This is a genomic window from Pedobacter cryoconitis (genome assembly GCF_014200605.1).
Taxonomy (GTDB): domain Bacteria; phylum Bacteroidota; class Bacteroidia; order Sphingobacteriales; family Sphingobacteriaceae; genus Pedobacter; species Pedobacter cryoconitis_B.
The window spans coordinates 38,522-57,306 of the sequence record NZ_JACHCE010000014.1; the positions used below are offsets into that span (position 1 = coordinate 38,522).

Genomic DNA, 18,785 nt, shown 5'->3' on the forward strand with positions numbered 1-18,785 from the left:
TCATTCAAATGATCTTTCATACTTTTACGGAAACACGTTTACGCAATTTCACCAAAAGTGTTTTTTTGAAAATGGGCTGTTCTCCTTCCGATGCAGATCTGGCGACAGATGTATTAATACGTTCTGATCTTAGAGGAATAGATTCACATGGTGTAGCCCGTCTGAGCGGCTATATACGTCTTTGGGAAAAAGAAAGGATTAATGCCACACCAAATATCAGGATCGTACATGAAACTCCAACAACTGCAACAATAGATGGTGATGCTGGCCTTGGCCTGGTAGTCGCTCCCTTTGCAATGAAGATAGCGATAGAAAAAGCTGAAACTTATGGCAGCGGCTGGGTTGCGGTAAAAAACTCCAATCATTTCGGTATTGCAGGTTATCATGCCCTGATGGCTGTAGAAAAAGACATGATTGGAATTAGCATGACTAATGCCAGCCCTTTAGTCGCCCCTACTTATGCCAATGAGCGGTTACTGGGAACCAATCCAATGTGTTATGCATTTCCGGCAGGAAAATATCCTCCTGTAGTTGTGGATATGGCCACTGCGGCAGCTGCAAATGGTAAACTGGAAATTGCTCAAAGGGCAAACCAGCCTATTCCGGATGGCTGGGCACAGGATAAAGATGGTAATGGGACAACTGATCCTAATGCATTAAAAAATGGAGGTTCATTGCTTCCTTTGGGTAGTGATAAAGATCATGGCAGTCATAAAGGTTATGGGTTGAGTGCAACTGTTGATATATTAACAGCAGTACTCTCAGGAGCCAATTACGGCCCCTGGGTACCTCCATTTGTTGCTTTCCTTGAACCATCAGCAAATCCGGTTGGCGAAGGCTTAGGTCACTTTCTTGGTGCTATGCGCATTGATGGATTTCGTCCGGCAAAAGATTTCAAAGATCACCTGGATAATTGGATCGAGCGTTTCCAAAGTGCTAAAACTGTTGATCCTGATAAAAAAGTAATTATACCAGGCGAACCGGAATATGCATTTGAACAGGAAAGAAAAGTATCAGGTATCCCATTGGTAGAACCAGTTGTTAATGATCTAAACGAACTTGCCGATAAACTCCGGATTCCCCGGATCTAAAGATTTTAAAAAACACATGCTATGTTCAGGCTGCATTTCCTTTTGCCCTTCGGGGCAACGGCTATGCTATGCCTTCACATTAGCATGTATTTTTTAAAATAAGTTTCTCCCCTGCAAATCCTACGCCACTTGGGAGACGCCCTATGTTATGTTAATCGCATTACATTATTCATCAATGATGCCCCGGATACTTCTAAAACGTTCCGTTGAAAGAGAGTCCTGCTGCCTTTTGCTGATACATAGGTACCAGAGAATATTTAATGACCTGTTTGCCCATAATTAGCTTTTTGAGATTCGGATAGATCAGATAAGCCAGCTTTGTAGAAGCAATCCCCACCCCTGCCCCAGCAACTACGTCACTTAACCAGTGTTTATTATTATACATTCTTAGTACACCCGTAATTGTAGCTACGGTATAACCTGCATATCCAATCCACGGAGATACATCCCTATATTCCTGATTTAGAAATTCTGCAGCCGCAAAGGTATTGGCGGCATGGCCTGAAGGGAAAGACTTCCGATCTGCAAAGTCCGGCCGTTCCCGTCCAATCCCTGATTTACCTGAGGAGACGGTAATAAACACAAAGGCTCTGGATAGAACAAAAAGGGCTGTTCCATCAACCACACTATGCTTACTTTTCACACCCGCCAGATTCAACGCATAAAAAGCCCCTACAGGAGCAAACTGGAGATAATCATCTATACGTACAGAAAAATCAGGATGCTTCCTTTGCAGTTCTCTCTGTATATTAAAATCCAATCTCCTGATCCCATTATCCCCAAGGGAAACCAAACCATAGCCGATTAAAACACCAGGTACAATAAATGATTGAATTTTAGGAGGATTCAATCCACGCATTTTCACCGCAGATACCCCACTATTCATATTATTTGAATCCTTATTCAGCACATCTTGCTGAGCAAACACAATCACTGGTAAGTATACCATGACAATAAAACTTAAAAACTTCATATGCTATTTATATACACACCAGAGACTACAATCCACCTTCATCACTAAACCGGATAATAAAAAATCATCAAGCAAAAACTCCCCCGAAAGGAAATCAGAATTAAAAATGAGAATATTTAAGAAAATAACTCTGGAGGTTGCCAAAACGGCAAATCAATGGACTTAAAAGCCACAGACACATGCATCGGGAGCATGCGGGTACAATAACTAAACGGAATATTAATAACCAGAGCCTCTTGAATTATAGAAGCCATAGCATGGCAGGAACCGTTACAAAAAAGACTATAATGATCATTATCTGCTGTATCAGGAGAAGCAATCTGTTCTATCCCCGAATCTTCACTTAAAGCAGTAAAAAAGACAGCGTTATCAGCACATGGTACAAAAGTAAGCACCAGTACTAATAATCCCCCTATGTAAGCCAATAATCTCATCTAACAGCATAAGATAATAAAGAAATCATCAGATTACATCATCTAATAAAATTCATCTCTTAAACCAGAACAAAATTACTGCCAGATACTCTAAAACAGCATAACTAAAAACACCACCCAGGCCACCTGCCAATAGCAATGAATCAGGTCTGTATAAATCATACTACAGGAGGATAGAAAATAAAAAAATGTGCTAATGCGATGAGCTGGCGTTCTTTTGCCCCTTCAGGCAATTAATCCAGCCAGAACACAGCACATTTTTTTATTTCCCGTTCAGTCTATGAAGAAACAGGCCTAATGAATACCGTTAAACAAACGTCCCCACCTAATCTTACTAAAGAAAGAACCGTTAGTATCATAACTCATCCAGATAAACAAAGCTTTTCCGACAATATGATCTTCAGGAACAAATCCCCAATATCTTGAATCCAGTGAATTATGTCTGTTATCACCCATCATCCAGTAATAATCCATTTTAAAAGTATAACTATCGGTTTTCACACCATTAATCAACCATCCACCAGCAACCTTTTCCACCTTATTACCTTCATAAATAGAAATAGCGCGTTGATACAAAGGCATAGAAACACTATCAAGCTTCACAGTCCATCCTTTTTTAGGCACCTGTATCGGGCCCCAGTTATCAGCATTCCACTTTCTGTTAGGGTCCTGTGGAAAAACATTAGGTTCCGCAGCACCAGGTGCAGCAGTACGGGTAACTACAGAAGCAACAAAATCAAGTTTCTTTACTTTATCCATCATTACCGGTGTACCCACAAAATTATAGCTATCCTGAGATACAGCACTGATATCCCTGTCTATAACAAAACCCATTTCCTCAAATAACTGGAAATTTACATCACTGGTTTTAAATTTTACCAGGTAATCAATCTGTCCCGTATTTTTCATCGGTTCAGCTTTACCATTAATTGTAACAAGACCGTTTGACATACTTAATATATCACCACTGATTCCGATACAACGCTTAATATAGTTTTCTCTTTTATCTACGGGTCTGCTGACAATTGTATACTGACTTTGAATAGCCTGTCTGCCAACAGAACGTACCATATCATAGTAATCTCTATCCTGAGCTTCCAGCGCTACAGTATCTCCATCAGGGAAGTTAAAAACGACAACATCATTTCTTTTGATATCCTGCATTCCAGGTAATCTGCGATATTTCCATTGTATACCATCGTAGTAAGCTTTTGTCCCGGTAACCGGCATTGTATGATGTGCAAAAGGGAAAGCTACCGGAGTCATTGGTATCCTTGCCCCATAATTCACTTTACTCACAAATAAAAAATCACCTATTAACAGCGACTTCTCCATAGATCCTGTAGGAATTGTATAAGCCTCAATAAAAAATACGCGGATAACAGTTGCAGCAATTACAGCAAAAAGAACGGCATCAAACCACTCTCTGCTTTTAGTCTTTTTCTTTTTTGGCGCAGTATCATTATTTTTTTGCCAGAACTTCCAATTCATATGTTTTGTTATTTTAAATTAAATATATCTGATATATTATAGAATCCCTGCTTATTTTGCAACCATTCAGCAGCTACAACCGCACCTAATGCAAAACCGGCACGACTATGAGCCGTATGTTTCAATTCTATTTCATCTACTTCTGAACTGTAAATTACAGTATGTGTACCAGGGATATTTTCAATTCGCTGTGAAGCAATCAATACCTGCTCCTGTTTAAGTACATCAATAGCCGGGTTACCGTCCAGTTCATTTACCCATTCAGATTTACGGTCCAGATTTTCAATAATACCTTCTGCAATTGTCATTGCAGTACCACTAGGTGAATCCAGTTTCTGTGTATGGTGGATTTCTTCTACCTGTACATCATATACAGGATAATTATTCATCACTTTTGCCAGTACTTCATTAATATGGAAAAACAAATTTACCCCAATACTGAAATTAGACCCATATAACAAGGTATTGTTACGGCGCAGACATTCATCTTTGATTTCCTGTAATTGTCCATACCAGCCAGTTGTACCTACAACAAGTGGTACATTTGCATCAAAGCAAGTATATATATTGTTAATAGCGGCATCAGGTGTACTGAAATCTATCGCTACATCTGCTTTTCTTAAGTTAGAAACAGTCAGGTCGGCCAAATTATCAATGCCAATTTTCAGAACAACTTCATGTCCTCTTTCGATAGCAAAACGTTCAATAATCTGACCCATTTTACCGTAACCGATTAAAGCTATATTCATTTATTTTTGTTTTTAAAAAGATGGTTGGTAAATCATATCGAAATCTAGAATCTAAAGGCAACCTTTATACCCGGATTAAAAGCATTATATCCATACATGGTTTGAGAACCGATTACAGTAGGCGAAATTCTGATAGCCAGGTTATCGCCGATATCAAAATATGAAAGTCTGGCATCAACATAGGCTTCAACAATATTCACGATATATAAACCGGCAATAGAAAAAATAACGACCTCTCTGTTTCTTCTGTAAACTTCTTTAGCTGTTGTTAAACCGTCAGTACTGACATTAGCAAGATAGTTTCCCGGAGTAGGATTATTTCCATGTTGCGCTCTATATTGCAATTCTTTAAGGTACTCATGATATTTACTGGTATTCTGAATATAAGACATAACCAGCAAAGTCCCTCCAGTATAGATCGCAGCTATTTTTATTCCGCGGTAAACAGTCAGTCCATTTCCATACTGTCCCCATCCCGGGATCAATGCAGACCTGAACAAAGCTTTTCTACCTGCAATACGGCCATGATTTACATAACCCGTATCTGCTTTCACAGGGGTACGTTTAAGACTATCACCTTTAACAGTAAATTTCTCCTGTCCGCTAACTGCAAGCACAGTGCAGCAAAACAAAACCGATAACAGTAGTTTTTTGGACATTACCAATCTAATAATTCTAATATTCTGCTCAGGTCATCATCAGAAACGAAGGGAATTTCAATTGCACCCTTACCATTTTCACCAACTTTAAGTTTCACTTTAGTAGCAAATCTCGAAGCCAGATCTTTTTGCAGTTTCTGATATTCAAAAGACACGCCTAATGGCTGTCTCGCACTTTTAGGTTTCATCTGAAGACTATTAATGCTTCTGACTAATTCTTCAACTTTACGTACAGATAACCCTTTGTCAATTATTTCCTGATGAATAAACAACTGTTTATCCGTCTCTTCTACACTAATCAACGCACGGGCATGTCCCATAGAGATTTTTTGATCACGAATTGAGATTTGTATCGCAGGAGGCAATTTAAGTAAACGGAGATAGTTGGTAACAGTTGACCTGTTTTTACCTACACGCTCACCCAATTGTTCTTGTTTAAGATTACATTCTTCAAGCATACGCTGAAAGCTCAATGCAACCTCAATTGCATTTAAATTTTCACGCTGAATATTTTCAATCAGGGCCATTTCCAGCATCTGCTGGTCATTGGCTTCCCGCACATAAGCTGGAATTTCTGTTAATCCTGCTAGTTTAGATGCTCTCAGACGTCTTTCTCCGGAAATTAACTGGTAATTTCCGCCTTCAGCTTTCCTCACAGTAATAGGCTGGATTAACCCCTGTACCCTGATGGAATCGGCCAGTTCATTTAGGGCAACCTGATCAAACTCAGAACGCGGCTGATAAGGGTTAGTTGTGATATCACTGATTTTGATATTACCTATACTGTTCGATTGCGCTTTCTGTTCAGTCTCACTGACCGGGTTAATCGCATTTTTTTGCGGATGAGCAGACTCTGAATCATCCAAAAGTGCACTTAATCCTCTACCTAAACCTGTTTTTCGCTGAAACGATGTCATTCTTTATATTTAAATAGTTGCAGAAGTCAAACCCTGGTTTTCTTTGACTAATCCGTTTTTACGGACAATCTCACGGGCAAGGTTCAGATAATTTATTGCTCCCTTACAATTTGCATCATGCATGATGACCGAAATCCCATAACTAGGTGCTTCACTTAAACGGGTATTCCGCTGTATGATTGTATCAAATACAAGTTCCTGAAAATGAGTTCTTACTTCTTCAACTACCTGATTAGACAAACGTAAACGTACATCATACATGGTCAGCAGAATGCCTTCAATTTCCAGTTCAGGGTTTAACCTGTTTTGTACAATTTTTATAGTATTTAACAATTTCCCCAATCCTTCCAGCGCGAAATATTCACATTGCACAGGAATAATAACAGAATCGGCAGCAGTTAGCGCATTAATTGTAATCAAACCTAATGAAGGTGAACAATCAATGATAATAAAATCATACTGGTCTTTAATCTTCTCCAGAACAGCTTTCATCTTATACTCCCTGTTAGTCAGATTGATCATCTCAATTTCTGCTCCAACCAGATCAATATGTGCTGGTAATAAATCCAGATTAGGTGTCTCTGTCTTTTGAATAGCCTCTGAAGGTTCTACATCATTAATGATGCACTCATAGATACTATTTTTGATGCTTCTTGGATCAAACCCAATTCCAGAAGTAGAGTTAGCCTGAGGGTCTGCGTCTACTAATAAAGTTTTATATTCTAATACGGCCAGGCTGGCGGCTAAATTTATAGATGAAGTTGTTTTACCGACTCCACCTTTCTGATTTGCCAATGCAATAATTTTACTCATTTATCTTTTTAATAATTACCAATTATTTCCTGAGAATTTGTGAATTAGATCCTTTATGTAAAAAACGCTATTTTTACCTACATTTAGGGGCTTTTTAACAATTAGCTAAGATACAAACTAAATGACAATATTAGTGTTAAACAATAGAGTGTTTTAAACATCTTATCAACAATTTTTACATGATTACGATCATTTCCGGAACAAACAGACCTGGAAGCAATACGCTGAAAGTCGCAAAATATTATCAGGACACGCTAGTTAAAAAGGGACAAGAGGCTAATATACTGAGCCTGACAGATCTTCCAGAGCAGTTAATTATCTCCGATTTATACGGAAAAAGATCTCCTGAGTTTAGAAAAATACAGGAACAAATTACTGCAACTGAAAAATTCGTCTTTATTATTCCAGAATACAATGGAAGTTTTCCAGGTGTTTTGAAGACCTTAATAGACGCCTGCGACTTCCCTGACAGCTTTTATGATAAAAAAGCCTGCCTTGTAGGTATCTCCTCAGGTAAATATGGGAATATCAGGGGTATTGATCATTTTGGTGGCGTTTGCAGCTATCTGCACCTGCATGTACTCCCTCTGCGCCTGCACATTCCGGCTATTAAAACAGAGCTGGATGAGCATGGAAATTTTTATAAAGAAGATACTTTAAAATTTACCGGGCAGCAGATAGATAAGTTCATTGCTTATTAAACAGCAAAGGCTGTCCAGTTTTTACCTTCATTACCGAAAATAAAATAACCGGGATAAAGCATTTCTGCCATGTCTTCCATAGCCTCAACAAAGGATACAGGATCACTTAAAAAGGCAGAAGTGTCTTCCATCAGGTAAACTCTGTTGTAAGCTACTGCAGGCCATTCCTTTTCTAAGAGCGCAGGAACAAGTCCCATCATCTGACCAATCCCCACGTTGGTCTGATGATAGATCAGTACCTTTGCCTGTTGTACAATTTCAAGGACCTCGCCGCCAACGGTCTCCATTAACACATTAAAAATATGGTTAGGTGTATTGTTTGTATCCAGACATATTACAGGCACTTTCTCCATAAATTTAATCTTATGCAGAATAATATCCACACGCTCCTGCAAATCTTCACGCAGCGTTTCATCCTCAACATTATTTATCAGTGCATTTAAAAAAGACATATCGATTAATTTATTACTTTGTGCAAAAGTAATATTCCTGACCTGATGCCCCGAATTATAAAAAATATTTTTTACATTTTATGTGTTATTGCTGTCTGTGGCTGTCATTTTGCATCAGAAGACGCGAGTAAAAAAGTCTTTAACCTGAATTTTGACCAGAGTCTTACCTCATTAGACCCGGCTTTTGCCCGTAACCAGCCTGCAATATGGATGATGAATCAGCTTTTTAACGGGTTGGTTCAGGCAGACAGCCAGCTAAATACTATTCCTGCTATTGCCAAATCATGGGAAGTCTCTGCTGACGGACAACGTTATACTTTTCACCTGAGAAATGATGTATTTTTTCATAACGATCCTCTTTTCCCTAATGGAAAAGGCAGAAAAGTTGTTGCCGCAGACTTCGCCTATAGCTTTAACCGCCTTTCTGACCCCAAAGTTGCGTCTTCAGGAGGCTGGATTTTCAGCGATAAAATAAAAGACAGTCATAGCTTCGAAGCACTCAATGACACAACCTTAATCATTCATTTAATCAAACCTTTCCCTGCGTTTCTCAATCTTTTGACCACACAATACTGTGTAGTTGTACCGCATGAAGTAGCCGATTATTATGGAAAAGACTTTAGAAGCCACCCTATAGGTACTGGTCCGTTCCGTTTTAAATACTGGAAGGAAGAAGAAATACTTGTTTTGCTGAAAAACGAAAATTACTGGGAGAAAGAAAATGGCAGCCGTCTTCCCTACCTGGATGCCGTTAAAGTTTCTTTTATCACCGATAAACAAAGTGCCTTCATGTCTTTCATTAAAAAAGATTTAGATTTTTTTTACAGCGTTGATGGAAGTTATCGTGATGATATTTTAACCAAGAGCGGTCATATGACAAGCAAATACAAAGGAAAGTTCCAGTTAATTAAAGGTGCATACCTTTGTACAGAGTATGTTGGAATATTGGTAGACACTTCAAAGTCCATCGTTAGAAACTCTCCGCTGAGATTCAAAAAAGTCCGTCAGGCAATTAATTACGGAATAGATAAACCAAAATTAATCAAGTATTTGCGAAACAGCACAGGAACACCAGCCACCTCTGGTTTTGTGCCCAAAGGAATGCCTGGATTCGATAGCGTTAAAGTAAAAGGTTATCATTATGACCCTGTAAAGGCAGCAAAATTACTTGCAGAAGCCGGTTATCCCCATGGTAAAGGAATGCCTGAGTTAACCTTAAGCACATCCACTACTTATAAAGATCTGATTGAATTCATACAGGGAGAACTTAATTCGCTGGGTATGAAAGTAAAAGTAGATGTCACCCCAAGTTCCAGCCTGCGGGAGCTAATGTCCAAAAACGAAGTTAATTTTTTCAGGGGTTCGTGGATTGCAGATTATCCGGATGCAGAAAACTATCTTTCTGTGTTCTATTCGAAAAACCGTGTACCCTACGGGCCTAATTATACCGGCTATTTCAACAAAGAATTTGATCGGTTGTTTGAGCAGAGTTATTATGAAAACGACGCCAAAAAACGTTACTTATTGTACCAGAAAATGGATAATATGGTGATTGAAAATGCTTCTATTGTACCCATTTTATATGATCAGTCTGTTACCATGCTGCAAAATAACATCAGCGGTTATCCGATTAATCCATTAAGCGTAATGATCCTGAAAAGAGTTAAAAAGAAATAACTGGCTATTTTAGCTAAATTGAAAAAGAAAATCCTGCTTCAGTAATAAAAAAAAATTACAGGAAGTAAAATCCAATTCAGGGAGTGATTTAGCTGAAAACCGTTGTCTCAATCAGCTTAGAATACTAGTTCAGTTACGCAGTTTAGAAACACAATTTAAAGAAGCTCTGGGTTCAATAACAACATTTTTCAAAGAAGAGCGGGATATTCTTTTCTGCAGAGGTGAAATCAAAGGCATTGAAAAAGGCCGCTCAATTATCAATTAACGAAATAGAGCAATTATAAGAAAACCACGTTATTATTTTCTGATCCCATTAATTCCGGCAAAGGAATCTGATCAGAAAACAATAACGTGGTTTTCTTATTAAAAATAGTTTAGACTATTGTTTCGGACTTCCTCCAGCACCTCCGCCTAATCCACCAGCACCTTCATCCTGTTTCAAATCATCATTATTAATTCCCTTTTTCTTCTTCGGACCAGTAAAAGTAACTTTACCAAACTTATAACTAAAGTTAACTCCAAAAGATCTTAAAGGATAATAGATATTCATATTCTGACGGAAATCATCTCCCTTATTCTCATTATGAATATGCAGGTCTCTTGAAAACACGTTTAACACGTTAATACCAACTGTGGCTTTCTTTTTCATGATATCTTTCTTAAATGCACCGCCATAAAAAGCCATTGGTCCAGAAGTACCCTGAAAAGTTCTTCTCGATGCATTATACACGCCAAAAAGTTCTGTATTCCATCCACCTTTGAAAGAAATGGCAGATCTCGCAAATACTGTATAATTCACAAATACACCCGTAGTCTGATTCGTCTGAGAATTTCTTAAATCATAAGTATTTAAACTAAAGTTCCCCATCAAAGTCCATTTTGGCAATGGATTATAAGTAGCGAACACATTAGCACCATATGATTTATTTTTACCCACGTTAAAATAGGTAGTCAGCTTTTGTTCAGGAAGAAACAGACTCTCGATAACATCCTGAGTAGTACGGTAAAATACAGATGCATTAATAACAGACCCTTTGATAAATGTTGAATAACCAAGTTCCACAATATCACTAATCTCAGGACTTAAATTCGGGTTACCCTGTTGCTGATTTTCCGGGTCATTCCTATTCAAGAAAGGATTCAGATAAGATAAACTTGGTCTTTGCATCCTTCTGTTATAACTTAATTTTAATGTCGAGTTACCTTTCAGTGTTTTTGAAATAATGGCACTTGGGAATAAGTTAAAATAGTTATTATTAAAATTCAGTGAAGATCCGGAAACACCGCTAATGTCAGTATATTCAGCTCTTAACCCTCCCTTTACATCAAGCGTTTTAGCTAATTTAAAACTCAGGACACCATAAGCAGCACCTACATCCTGTTTATAATCAAAATCCTGCTCACTACTTTCATATTTACTTTTTATCTTACGCAAAATACCTTTAACACCTGTTTCAAGAGTCATAGTTTTACTAAACGGGTATACATAATCGGTTTGTAAAGTATATTCATTGTTTTTACCTGTATTATCACCAATCACATCAGGAGCTAACAAAGATCCGTCAGGATTAATTAATCTTGTATTAAACAGTGCTGTATTTCTACCGAAACTAGCTTGTCCTGAAACCGTAAATTCCTCACCTTCTTTCTTGGTCGTTCTTCTGTAATCAGCACTCCAGTCTATATTATTCAGACTGTTATTATTATCTGAGGCACGTATATAATTAGCAGTTCTCAATATACTATCCATTATACTGCTGGTTACATTAGAATTCCCTTTTGAACCATTCGTAAAATCATTGTACTTGATATTTGTAGAAAGACTGTTATAGCCATTGATATCATAATCCAATCCTACACTACCATTATAGCCGTATCTTTTCGCCCTGGTAAAACCATCCTGAAAAATACTGGATTGCTTGCTATAGACATCATTCTCTAAAACAACTCTCGTATCTTGTGGAATAGCATACTGAACACCAAAGTTCGAGCTTATTCCCAGGCGTCCTTTTTTAGCATTCAAGCTAAAATTCCCATTATTCTGGCGTGTACCAACAGATAGCGCCGCATTTCCATTTATACCCTGAGCAGTTTTTTTCTTAGTAATGATATTAATAATTCCACCTGCACCCTCTGCATCATATTTTGCAGAAGGACTGGTAATAACTTCAACACTTTTAATCTCCTCCGCAGGGATCATTTTTAAGGCATCAGCAACACTATTTGACATTGTTCCGGATGGTTTTCCATTAATCAAAACCCTTACAGCAGAACTTCCACGCAAAGAAGGATTTCCATCTATATCCACAGAAACCATTGGCACTTTACGCATCACATCGCTCGCATTACCACCAGCAGTAGTCACATCCTGTTCTGCATTGTAAACCAGTTTATCAATTTTAGTTTCTATCATTGGAGTTTTACCAACAATAGCAACTTCTTTCAGATTACTCTCCGTGCCAGTTAAGTAAATAGTCCCTAAGTTGGCATCAGGTTTTTCCTGGCTTGTTTTAACCAGTACAGTTTTACTTTTATATCCCATAAACCCGATCAGTAATTTATACTGTTCAGGAGCTACATTTTGTAATGAAACTTTTCCTTTAGCATCAGTAACGCCACCGTTAACCGATTTACTGTCTTTTACCCTGATTAATGAAACCGTTGCATAATCAACAGGTTGTTTTGTAGCCGAGTCTATAATTACTGCACTTATTCTACCCGTTATTGTTACTTTTTGCGCTCCCCCACCCAGATTGAATTGCGCACTAACCTGCTGCATCAATCCCAGGAAGGCAAATAATAGTAATAGTCTTTTCATAATTTTTAATTGTGTGATTCTTTATTGTTGATTAGTCAGCACAAATCTAAGTTTGTTACAGGCTATTTAAAATTGTTTTTGCCCTTTAGGCGATTATGGCCGGTGAATGACAGGAATCTGCCGGCAAATCAACATCCATTATTTTTCGGATTCAGCTTTGAATTTAACCCCGCCTTCTCTATTTTCAAATAGATTAAAAAAAGCCTCCGGATAATGAAAATTTAATTACCATAACTATAGTATGGAATTATTCGATTGAACTATAAAAACAGGTAAAAAAAAAGGTCATTAAGGTTAAAACCCTCAATGACCTTTTTATATGCCGTAAATTGATATGACTTTATTAAATCACAATATTTACAATACGGCCTTTAACTATAATTACCTTTTTAGGTGTTTTACCCTCAAGATATTTTTGCACCTGTTCATCAGCCAATACAATATCTTCAATCTCTTTAGCCTCGAGAGCCAAACTCAGATTTAAGTTTAATCTTGTTTTACCGTTTACAGAAACAGGATAACTGAATTCATCTTCCACTAAATGAGCCGGGTTAAATTCAGGATACGCAGCATAAGCTAAACTATCCCTGTTACCCAACAATGCCCAGAGCTCTTCTGTGATATGCGGAGCATAAGGCGAAAGAACAACAACCAGATCCTGCAGGATACTGCGTTTATTACATTTAAGATCTGTTAATTCATTCACTGCAATCATAAAGCTGGATACCGAAGTATTGAAAGAGAAACGTTCAATATCATCCTGTACCTTTTTAATAATCTTATGCAATGCTTTTAATTCTGCTTTTGTAGGTTCAGCATCTGACAAAGTGAATTCCCAAGAATCATTGTGGAATAAACGCCAGAATTTACGAAGAAATTTGAATACCCCTTCAATCCCATTCGTGTTCCATGGCTTACTTTGTTCAAGTGGTCCTAAGAACATTTCGTACATTCTCAATGTATCAGCACCGTAATTAGCAATCAGCACATCAGGATTAACGACATTAAAATAAGATTTAGACATTTTCTCCACCTCTACGCCACAGATATACTTACCATTTTCCAGGATAAATTCAGCTTCAGCAAATTCAGGTCTGAACAACCTGAATTTTTCAAGGTTCAGGATTTCATTTTCTACAATATTTACATCCACATGTAATGCCGAAGTTTTGTAGTCATTTTTCAATCCATGAGAAACATATGTATTTGTACCTCTGCCAGACTCGTCAGCAACGCGGTAAACAAAATTACTTCTGCCCTGAATCATCCCCTGGTTAATTAGTTTTTTGAAAGGCTCTTCCTCATTTACATAACCAAGATCTTTTAAAAACTTATTCCAGAAACGACTGTAAAGTAAGTGCCCCGTAGCATGTTCAGCGCCGCCGATATATAAATCTACATCCTTCCAGTATTCAATTGCTTCTTTACCAGCAAATTCAGTATCATTATGAGCATCCATATAACGGTACCAGTACCAGCTTGAACCTGCCCATCCCGGCATTGTACTCAGTTCATAAGTATATTGGTTTTCATAAGTCCAGCTCTCAGCCCTGCCCAATGGCGGTTCACCTGTTTCTGTTGGTAAATACTTATCTACCTCAGGTAATAATAAAGGCAACTCCTCTTCCTTAATCAGATAAGGTAAACCATCTTTAAAGTATACAGGAATAGGCTCTCCCCAATAACGCTGACGACCAAAAATAGCATCACGCATACGGAAATTCACTTTAGCTTTTCCTACTCCCTGATCCTCCAGCCACTTATTCAAAGTAGTTATCGCTTCCGTATAAGTCATACCATTGATAAAACCAGAATTGATATAATGGCCTTCTTTAGTACTGTCAGCCTGTACATCAATATCTTTTTGCGCATCAAGAATCTGAACAACCGGCAAATTAAAATGCTTTGCAAATAACCAGTCACGCTGGTCACCACTTGGCACTCCCATTACCGCACCTGTACCATAACCGGCAAGTACATAATCAGCAATCCACAATTGGATACGCTCACCACTTACAGGATTAACCACATAAGTACCAGTAAAAGCACCCGAAACTGTCTTTGTATCCGCCATGCGGTCTAATTCAGATTTCTTCTTAGTTTGTTCTATATAGTTTTTAATGTCACTCAACTGTTCTGGTGTCGTCAATGCAGCTACCAGTTCGTGTTCCGGAGCTAATACCACATAAGAAACACCAAATATTGTATCCACACGTGTGGTAAATACCCCGATATAATCTGTATTGATATCCGCATCGGTTTCGATTTTGAAGCGCACACTTGCACCTACGCTTTTACCAATCCAGTTACGTTGCATTTCTTTAACCGGTTCCGGCCAGTCAATCGTATTTAAGCCTTGTAACAAACGTTCCGCATAAGCAGAAATACGCATGCTCCACTGCATCATTTTTTTCTGTTCCACAGGATGGCCGCCACGCTCAGAGAAACCATCTTTCACTTCATCATTAGCTAATACTGTACCTAATGCAGCGCACCAGTTTACAGTACTCTCTTTCAAAAATGTTAAACGGTATTTCAACAGTTCTTCCTGTTTTTCTTCTGCGGTCATGGCTGCCCAGTCGCCTGGCATGAAGTTTTTCACATCCTCATCACTTGCTGCTTTTACATCAGCACTGCCCGAAGCATTGAATTTTTCAATTAAAGTACTGATATCTTCTGCACGGTCTGTTTCCAGGTTATACCATGAATTGAATAATTGCATGAAAACCCATTGTGTCCATTTGTAATATTCAGGTTCACTGGTACGTACTTCACGGCTCCAGTCAAATGAAAAACCAATCTGATCTAACTGACGACGGTAAGTACTGATATTTGCTTCAGTAGTTAAAGCCGGATGCTGACCTGTTTGTATGGCATACTGCTCTGCTGGTAATCCAAATGAATCATATCCCATCGGATGTAAAACATTGTAACCTTTTAATCTTTTGTATCTTGAAAATATATCGGAGGCAATATAACCCAGTGGGTGGCCAACATGTAAACCTGCACCCGATGGGTAAGGAAACATATCAAGCACATAAAATTTTGGTTTAGCTGATGTTGCCTCTGCTTTAAACGTTTGGTGTGCTGCCCAAAACCCCTGCCACTTCTGTTCTATTTCTTTAAATTGGTAATCCATTACAAAAATCCTTTATATACCGCGAAAATAAAGAAATTAAGGAGGTTTTAGAAGCCTTATCAAAAGAACTTTAGCGATATAAACGATATTCATACCAAACAAGATATTTTACCCGTTTAAAAGGTATATTTTTGCATATATTTTTTTATTTTCGCAGAACATAAAATACACCCAACACATAAAATATGGAAGAATTTGAAGTTAGTGATGCTTCTAAGAAGACGAAAACCATTTATATCTCTACTATATTTAGTATAACCCTGGTTTTGTTGATGCTTGGCGTATTAGGACTTATACTGGTACATGCTAAGAACCTTTCTAACTATGTAAAAGAGAATATTGTATTAAACATTATAGTTGACGAAGGTGCAAAAGAAGCCGACGTTTTACAGTTTCAAAAAGAACTGAATGCAAATCCAGCTGTTAAACAGACACAATATGTGAATAAGGAGCTGGCTGCAAAAAACCTGACCAACGACTTAGGAGAGGATTTTGTGAATTTTCTGGGTTATAACCCGCTGTTGTCTACAGTAGATGTTTACCTGAAGGCAGACTATGCAAACAATAAAAGCATTGATGCACTGAAAGCAAATATTAGTAAGAACCCTGTAGTTAAAGAAGTAATTTATCAGAGTTCATTAATTGATATGGTGAACAAAAACATCAATACAATTGGTTTAATTGTATTGGGATTTGCAGCTATACTACTGGTAATCTCTATTGCACTGATCAATAATACAATCAGACTGGCAATTTATTCTCAGCGTTTCCTGATCAAGAGTATGCAATTAGTAGGTGCAACGAAAAACTTCATCCGCAAACCCTTTATCTTCTGGGCAATGCTTCATGGCCTGATTGCTTCTTTCATTGCAATTCTTATTTTATTGGGTCTGTTGTATTACGCACAAAAAGAAATACCTGAAATCATTATTCTTAGAAATTATACCGAATTTGGTATCGTTCTGCTAGGTTTAGTAGGTATGGGAATTTTCCTGACCGCGCTGAGCACCACTTTTGCAGTAAGCAAATATTTACGTTTAAAAATTTACGACCTTTACAGATAATAGCAAATGATTGAGAAAAAAACTAGTCCTGCAACGCAAGACAATAACAATGAAATGGTTTTCACCAAAAAAAATTATCAGTTGCTGCTAATCAGCGTTGCTATAGTTGTAGTTGGATTCCTGTTAATGATGGGTACAACAGACATCTATGATTTAAGAAAAACTCTTTTAGCCCCGATGGTTGTCCTTTTTGGATTTGGATTTGGTATTTACGCAATCCTGAAAAAGTAAGCTTCAGATGACTCTTATAGATGCCATTATTCTCGCTGTTATAGAGGGACTGACTGAGTTTTTGCCAGTTTCTTCTACCGGTCATATGATCCTTGCTTCTTCCTTTATGGGAATAGCATCCGATCCTTTTGTTAAATTATTCACTATTGCTATTCAGCTTGGCGCCATACTTTCAGTAGTCGTCTTATATTTCAAGCGTTTTTTCAAAACAATTGGTTTCTATATTAAACTACTGGTTGCTTTTATTCCTGCAGCAATTTTCGGGTTACTGCTGAGTAAAAAGATTGATCAGATGCTGGAAAGTCCGCTGACAGTTGCTGTTTCTTTAGTTGTTGGCGGGGTGATCCTTCTTTTTGTTGATAAATGGTTTAACAAACCGACTATTCATGAAGAAGAAGAGATCAGTTATCTTACTGCATTAAAAATTGGTTTTTTTCAATGTCTGGCCATGATTCCGGGTACATCCAGATCAGGCGCAAGTATAGTTGGCGGTATGTCATTGAAATTAAGCAGAAAAGCAGCTGCTGAATTCTCTTTCTTTTTAGCTGTTCCTACAATGTTTGCAGCAACAGGAAAAAAGTTATTCGATTTTTACAAAGAAGGAAATACAATTAGCCACGATCAGATTCAGCTTCTTGTCATTGCTAATGTTATCGCATTTATTGTAGCCTTACTCGCTATTAAAAGTTTTATCGGTTACCTGAACAAACATGGGTTTAAAGTGTTTGGATGGTATCGTATCATTGCTGGATTGATCATCATTGTATTAATATATAGCGGGCATAACCTGCAAATAATTTAATGTGTAAATTGCAGCTTAATTTAGATTACCATTTTGAGCGCACAAAAGTTACTGGAAAGAACCTTCAATTTTGCCGAAGGAGAGTTATTACTCATCAATAAACCCTATAAATGGACAAGTTTTGATGTAGTAGGAAAGATAAGGAATTCATTAAAACCACTGAAGTTAAAAGTAGGCCATGCAGGTACATTGGACCCGCTGGCCACAGGTCTGCTGATTTTATGTACAGGAAAACTGACTAAACAGATTGATACCTTTCAGGCAGAAGATAAAGAATATACCGGAACCATGATTCTGGGCGCAACAACTCCATCATTTGATATGGAGACTGTTGTAGATCAGGAATATCCGCTTACAAATTTAACAGAAGAAGCTATTTATGCTGCTACTGTGCCATTCACTGGCGATATACAACAGTACCCACCTGCACACTCTGCGGTAAAAGTAAACGGAGAACGTTTATATGTCAAAGCCCGCAGAGGAGAAGAACAAGAATTAAGACTTCGTTTTGTATCTGTACCTGTTTTTGAAATTACCCGCATTGCTTTACCTGAGGTTGATTTTAGAATAGTCTGCAGCAAAGGCACCTATATCAGATCTTTAGTTTCTGATTTCGGAAAACACCTTGAAAACGGTGCATACTTAGCTAAGCTGACACGCACCAGAAGTGGTAATTTTTCATTGGAAGATGCTTTTGAAGTTACTGATCTGGTTGAATACCTTAAAAACAAAAGAGAAGCCGCAGCGGCAGAACAATCCGCTACAAACAGCTAA

The 18,785-nt window shown here is 37.9% G+C and carries 17 protein-coding genes; 7 read left to right on the forward strand and 10 right to left on the reverse strand.

The features are described 5' to 3' along the window. Positions 1-8 precede the first annotated feature (8 nt). Positions 9-1,091 (forward strand): Ldh family oxidoreductase, encoded by a 1,083-nt coding sequence (locus HDE68_RS25975; RefSeq protein ID WP_183885585.1) that lies wholly within the window; start codon positions 9-11, stop codon positions 1,089-1,091. Positions 1,092-1,284: 193 nt separating this feature from the next. Here HDE68_RS25975 and HDE68_RS25980 read toward each other — a convergent pair whose 3' ends face one another. The 7 genes from HDE68_RS25980 to HDE68_RS26010 all read right to left on the reverse strand — a co-directional run bounded on the left by HDE68_RS25980 (position 1,285) and on the right by HDE68_RS26010 (position 7,127). Beyond that, positions 1,285-2,064, reverse strand: a complete 780-nt coding sequence (locus HDE68_RS25980) for a phosphatase PAP2 family protein (protein ID WP_260171872.1) — start codon at positions 2,062-2,064, stop codon at positions 1,285-1,287. 116 nt (positions 2,065-2,180) lie between these two features. Further along, on the reverse strand, positions 2,181-2,498 hold the full coding sequence (locus HDE68_RS25985; protein WP_183885587.1) for a hypothetical protein: 318 nt from the start codon (positions 2,496-2,498) through the stop codon (positions 2,181-2,183). A gap of 294 nt (positions 2,499-2,792) precedes the next feature. Continuing rightward, the gene (gene lepB / locus HDE68_RS25990) at positions 2,793-3,989 is read right to left on the reverse strand and encodes a signal peptidase I (protein WP_183885589.1); all 1,197 of its coding nucleotides are present in this window, start codon (positions 3,987-3,989) and stop codon (positions 2,793-2,795) included. Positions 3,990-3,997: 8 nt separating this feature from the next. Next, on the reverse strand, positions 3,998-4,738 hold the full coding sequence (gene dapB, locus HDE68_RS25995; RefSeq protein WP_183885591.1) for a 4-hydroxy-tetrahydrodipicolinate reductase: 741 nt from the start codon (positions 4,736-4,738) through the stop codon (positions 3,998-4,000). Between the two features lie 44 nt (positions 4,739-4,782). Further along, a complete protein-coding gene (locus HDE68_RS26000; RefSeq protein WP_183885593.1) occupies positions 4,783-5,397 on the reverse strand; it encodes a DUF5683 domain-containing protein in 615 nt (204 codons plus the stop codon). Further along, positions 5,397-6,314 carry a ParB/RepB/Spo0J family partition protein gene (locus tag HDE68_RS26005; protein ID WP_183885595.1) on the reverse strand — a complete coding sequence of 306 codons (918 nt, stop codon included), beginning with the start codon at positions 6,312-6,314 and terminating at the stop codon, positions 5,397-5,399. The genes HDE68_RS26000 and HDE68_RS26005 overlap by 1 nt, the downstream gene beginning before the upstream one ends. A 9-nt stretch (positions 6,315-6,323) precedes the next feature. Beyond that, positions 6,324-7,127: a ParA family protein gene (locus tag HDE68_RS26010; RefSeq protein ID WP_068406272.1), complete on the reverse strand. Its 804-nt coding sequence runs from the start codon at positions 7,125-7,127 to the stop codon at positions 6,324-6,326. 179 nt (positions 7,128-7,306) lie between these two features. On the opposite strand from HDE68_RS26010, the gene HDE68_RS26015 reads away from it, so the two are divergent. Next, entirely contained in the window at positions 7,307-7,828 is a 522-nt protein-coding gene (locus tag HDE68_RS26015) for an NADPH-dependent FMN reductase (protein ID WP_183885597.1), read from the forward strand. On the opposite strand, the gene HDE68_RS26020 is transcribed toward HDE68_RS26015, so the two are convergent. Beyond that, entirely contained in the window at positions 7,825-8,280 is a 456-nt protein-coding gene (locus HDE68_RS26020; protein WP_183885599.1) for a hypothetical protein, read from the reverse strand. The two genes, HDE68_RS26015 and HDE68_RS26020, sit on opposite strands and share 4 nt — an antisense overlap. A gap of 45 nt (positions 8,281-8,325) precedes the next feature. On the opposite strand from HDE68_RS26020, the gene HDE68_RS26025 reads away from it, so the two are divergent. After that, positions 8,326-9,957 (forward strand): ABC transporter substrate-binding protein, encoded by a 1,632-nt coding sequence (locus HDE68_RS26025; RefSeq protein ID WP_183885601.1) that lies wholly within the window; start codon positions 8,326-8,328, stop codon positions 9,955-9,957. Between the two features lie 379 nt (positions 9,958-10,336). On the opposite strand, the gene HDE68_RS26030 is transcribed toward HDE68_RS26025, so the two are convergent. After that, on the reverse strand, positions 10,337-12,775 hold the full coding sequence (locus HDE68_RS26030; RefSeq protein WP_183885603.1) for a TonB-dependent receptor domain-containing protein: 2,439 nt from the start codon (positions 12,773-12,775) through the stop codon (positions 10,337-10,339). A gap of 343 nt (positions 12,776-13,118) precedes the next feature. After that, positions 13,119-15,914, reverse strand: coding sequence for a leucine--tRNA ligase (gene leuS, locus HDE68_RS26035; RefSeq protein WP_183885605.1), 2,796 nt, complete (start codon positions 15,912-15,914; stop codon positions 13,119-13,121). Positions 15,915-16,099: 185 nt separating this feature from the next. Here leuS and HDE68_RS26040 point away from each other — a divergent pair, with 185 nt between their 5' ends. The 4 genes from HDE68_RS26040 to truB are packed head-to-tail and all read left to right on the forward strand — an operon-like array spanning position 16,100 to position 18,785. After that, entirely contained in the window at positions 16,100-16,978 is an 879-nt protein-coding gene (locus tag HDE68_RS26040; protein ID WP_183885607.1) for a cell division protein FtsX, read from the forward strand. Positions 16,979-16,984: 6 nt separating this feature from the next. Further along, positions 16,985-17,209, forward strand: coding sequence for a DUF3098 domain-containing protein (locus tag HDE68_RS26045; RefSeq protein WP_183885609.1), 225 nt, complete (start codon positions 16,985-16,987; stop codon positions 17,207-17,209). A gap of 7 nt (positions 17,210-17,216) precedes the next feature. Then, positions 17,217-18,011, forward strand: coding sequence for an undecaprenyl-diphosphate phosphatase (locus HDE68_RS26050; protein WP_183885611.1), 795 nt, complete (start codon positions 17,217-17,219; stop codon positions 18,009-18,011). A 24-nt stretch (positions 18,012-18,035) separates the two neighbouring features. Next, complete coding sequence (gene truB / locus HDE68_RS26055) at positions 18,036-18,785, forward strand: tRNA pseudouridine(55) synthase TruB (protein ID WP_411267971.1); 750 nt, start codon at positions 18,036-18,038, stop codon at positions 18,783-18,785.

Bases quoted from the DNA above. Each gene is read 5' to 3' on its own strand.
- lepB (WP_183885589.1), bottom strand. From the start codon at position 3,989: ATGAATTGGAAGTTCTGGCAAAAAAATAATGATACTGCGCCAAAAAAG.
- HDE68_RS26015 (WP_183885597.1), top strand. From the start codon at position 7,307: ATGATTACGATCATTTCCGGAACAAACAGACCTGGAAGCAATACGCTG.
- HDE68_RS26045 (WP_183885609.1), top strand. From the start codon at position 16,985: ATGATTGAGAAAAAAACTAGTCCTGCAACGCAAGACAATAACAATGAA.
- HDE68_RS26030 (WP_183885603.1), bottom strand. From the start codon at position 12,775: ATGAAAAGACTATTACTATTATTTGCCTTCCTGGGATTGATGCAGCAG.
- HDE68_RS26005 (WP_183885595.1), bottom strand. From the start codon at position 6,314: ATGACATCGTTTCAGCGAAAAACAGGTTTAGGTAGAGGATTAAGTGCA.
- HDE68_RS26020 (WP_183885599.1), bottom strand. From the start codon at position 8,280: ATGTCTTTTTTAAATGCACTGATAAATAATGTTGAGGATGAAACGCTG.
- HDE68_RS26050 (WP_183885611.1), top strand. From the start codon at position 17,217: ATGACTCTTATAGATGCCATTATTCTCGCTGTTATAGAGGGACTGACT.
- HDE68_RS26000 (WP_183885593.1), bottom strand. From the start codon at position 5,397: ATGTCCAAAAAACTACTGTTATCGGTTTTGTTTTGCTGCACTGTGCTT.
- HDE68_RS25980 (WP_260171872.1), bottom strand. From the start codon at position 2,064: ATGAAGTTTTTAAGTTTTATTGTCATGGTATACTTACCAGTGATTGTG.
- HDE68_RS25985 (WP_183885587.1), bottom strand. From the start codon at position 2,498: ATGAGATTATTGGCTTACATAGGGGGATTATTAGTACTGGTGCTTACT.
- leuS (WP_183885605.1), bottom strand. From the start codon at position 15,914: ATGGATTACCAATTTAAAGAAATAGAACAGAAGTGGCAGGGGTTTTGG.
- HDE68_RS26040 (WP_183885607.1), top strand. From the start codon at position 16,100: ATGGAAGAATTTGAAGTTAGTGATGCTTCTAAGAAGACGAAAACCATT.
- HDE68_RS26025 (WP_183885601.1), top strand. From the start codon at position 8,326: ATGCCCCGAATTATAAAAAATATTTTTTACATTTTATGTGTTATTGCT.
- HDE68_RS26010 (WP_068406272.1), bottom strand. From the start codon at position 7,127: ATGAGTAAAATTATTGCATTGGCAAATCAGAAAGGTGGAGTCGGTAAA.
- HDE68_RS25975 (WP_183885585.1), top strand. From the start codon at position 9: ATGATCTTTCATACTTTTACGGAAACACGTTTACGCAATTTCACCAAA.
- dapB (WP_183885591.1), bottom strand. From the start codon at position 4,738: ATGAATATAGCTTTAATCGGTTACGGTAAAATGGGTCAGATTATTGAA.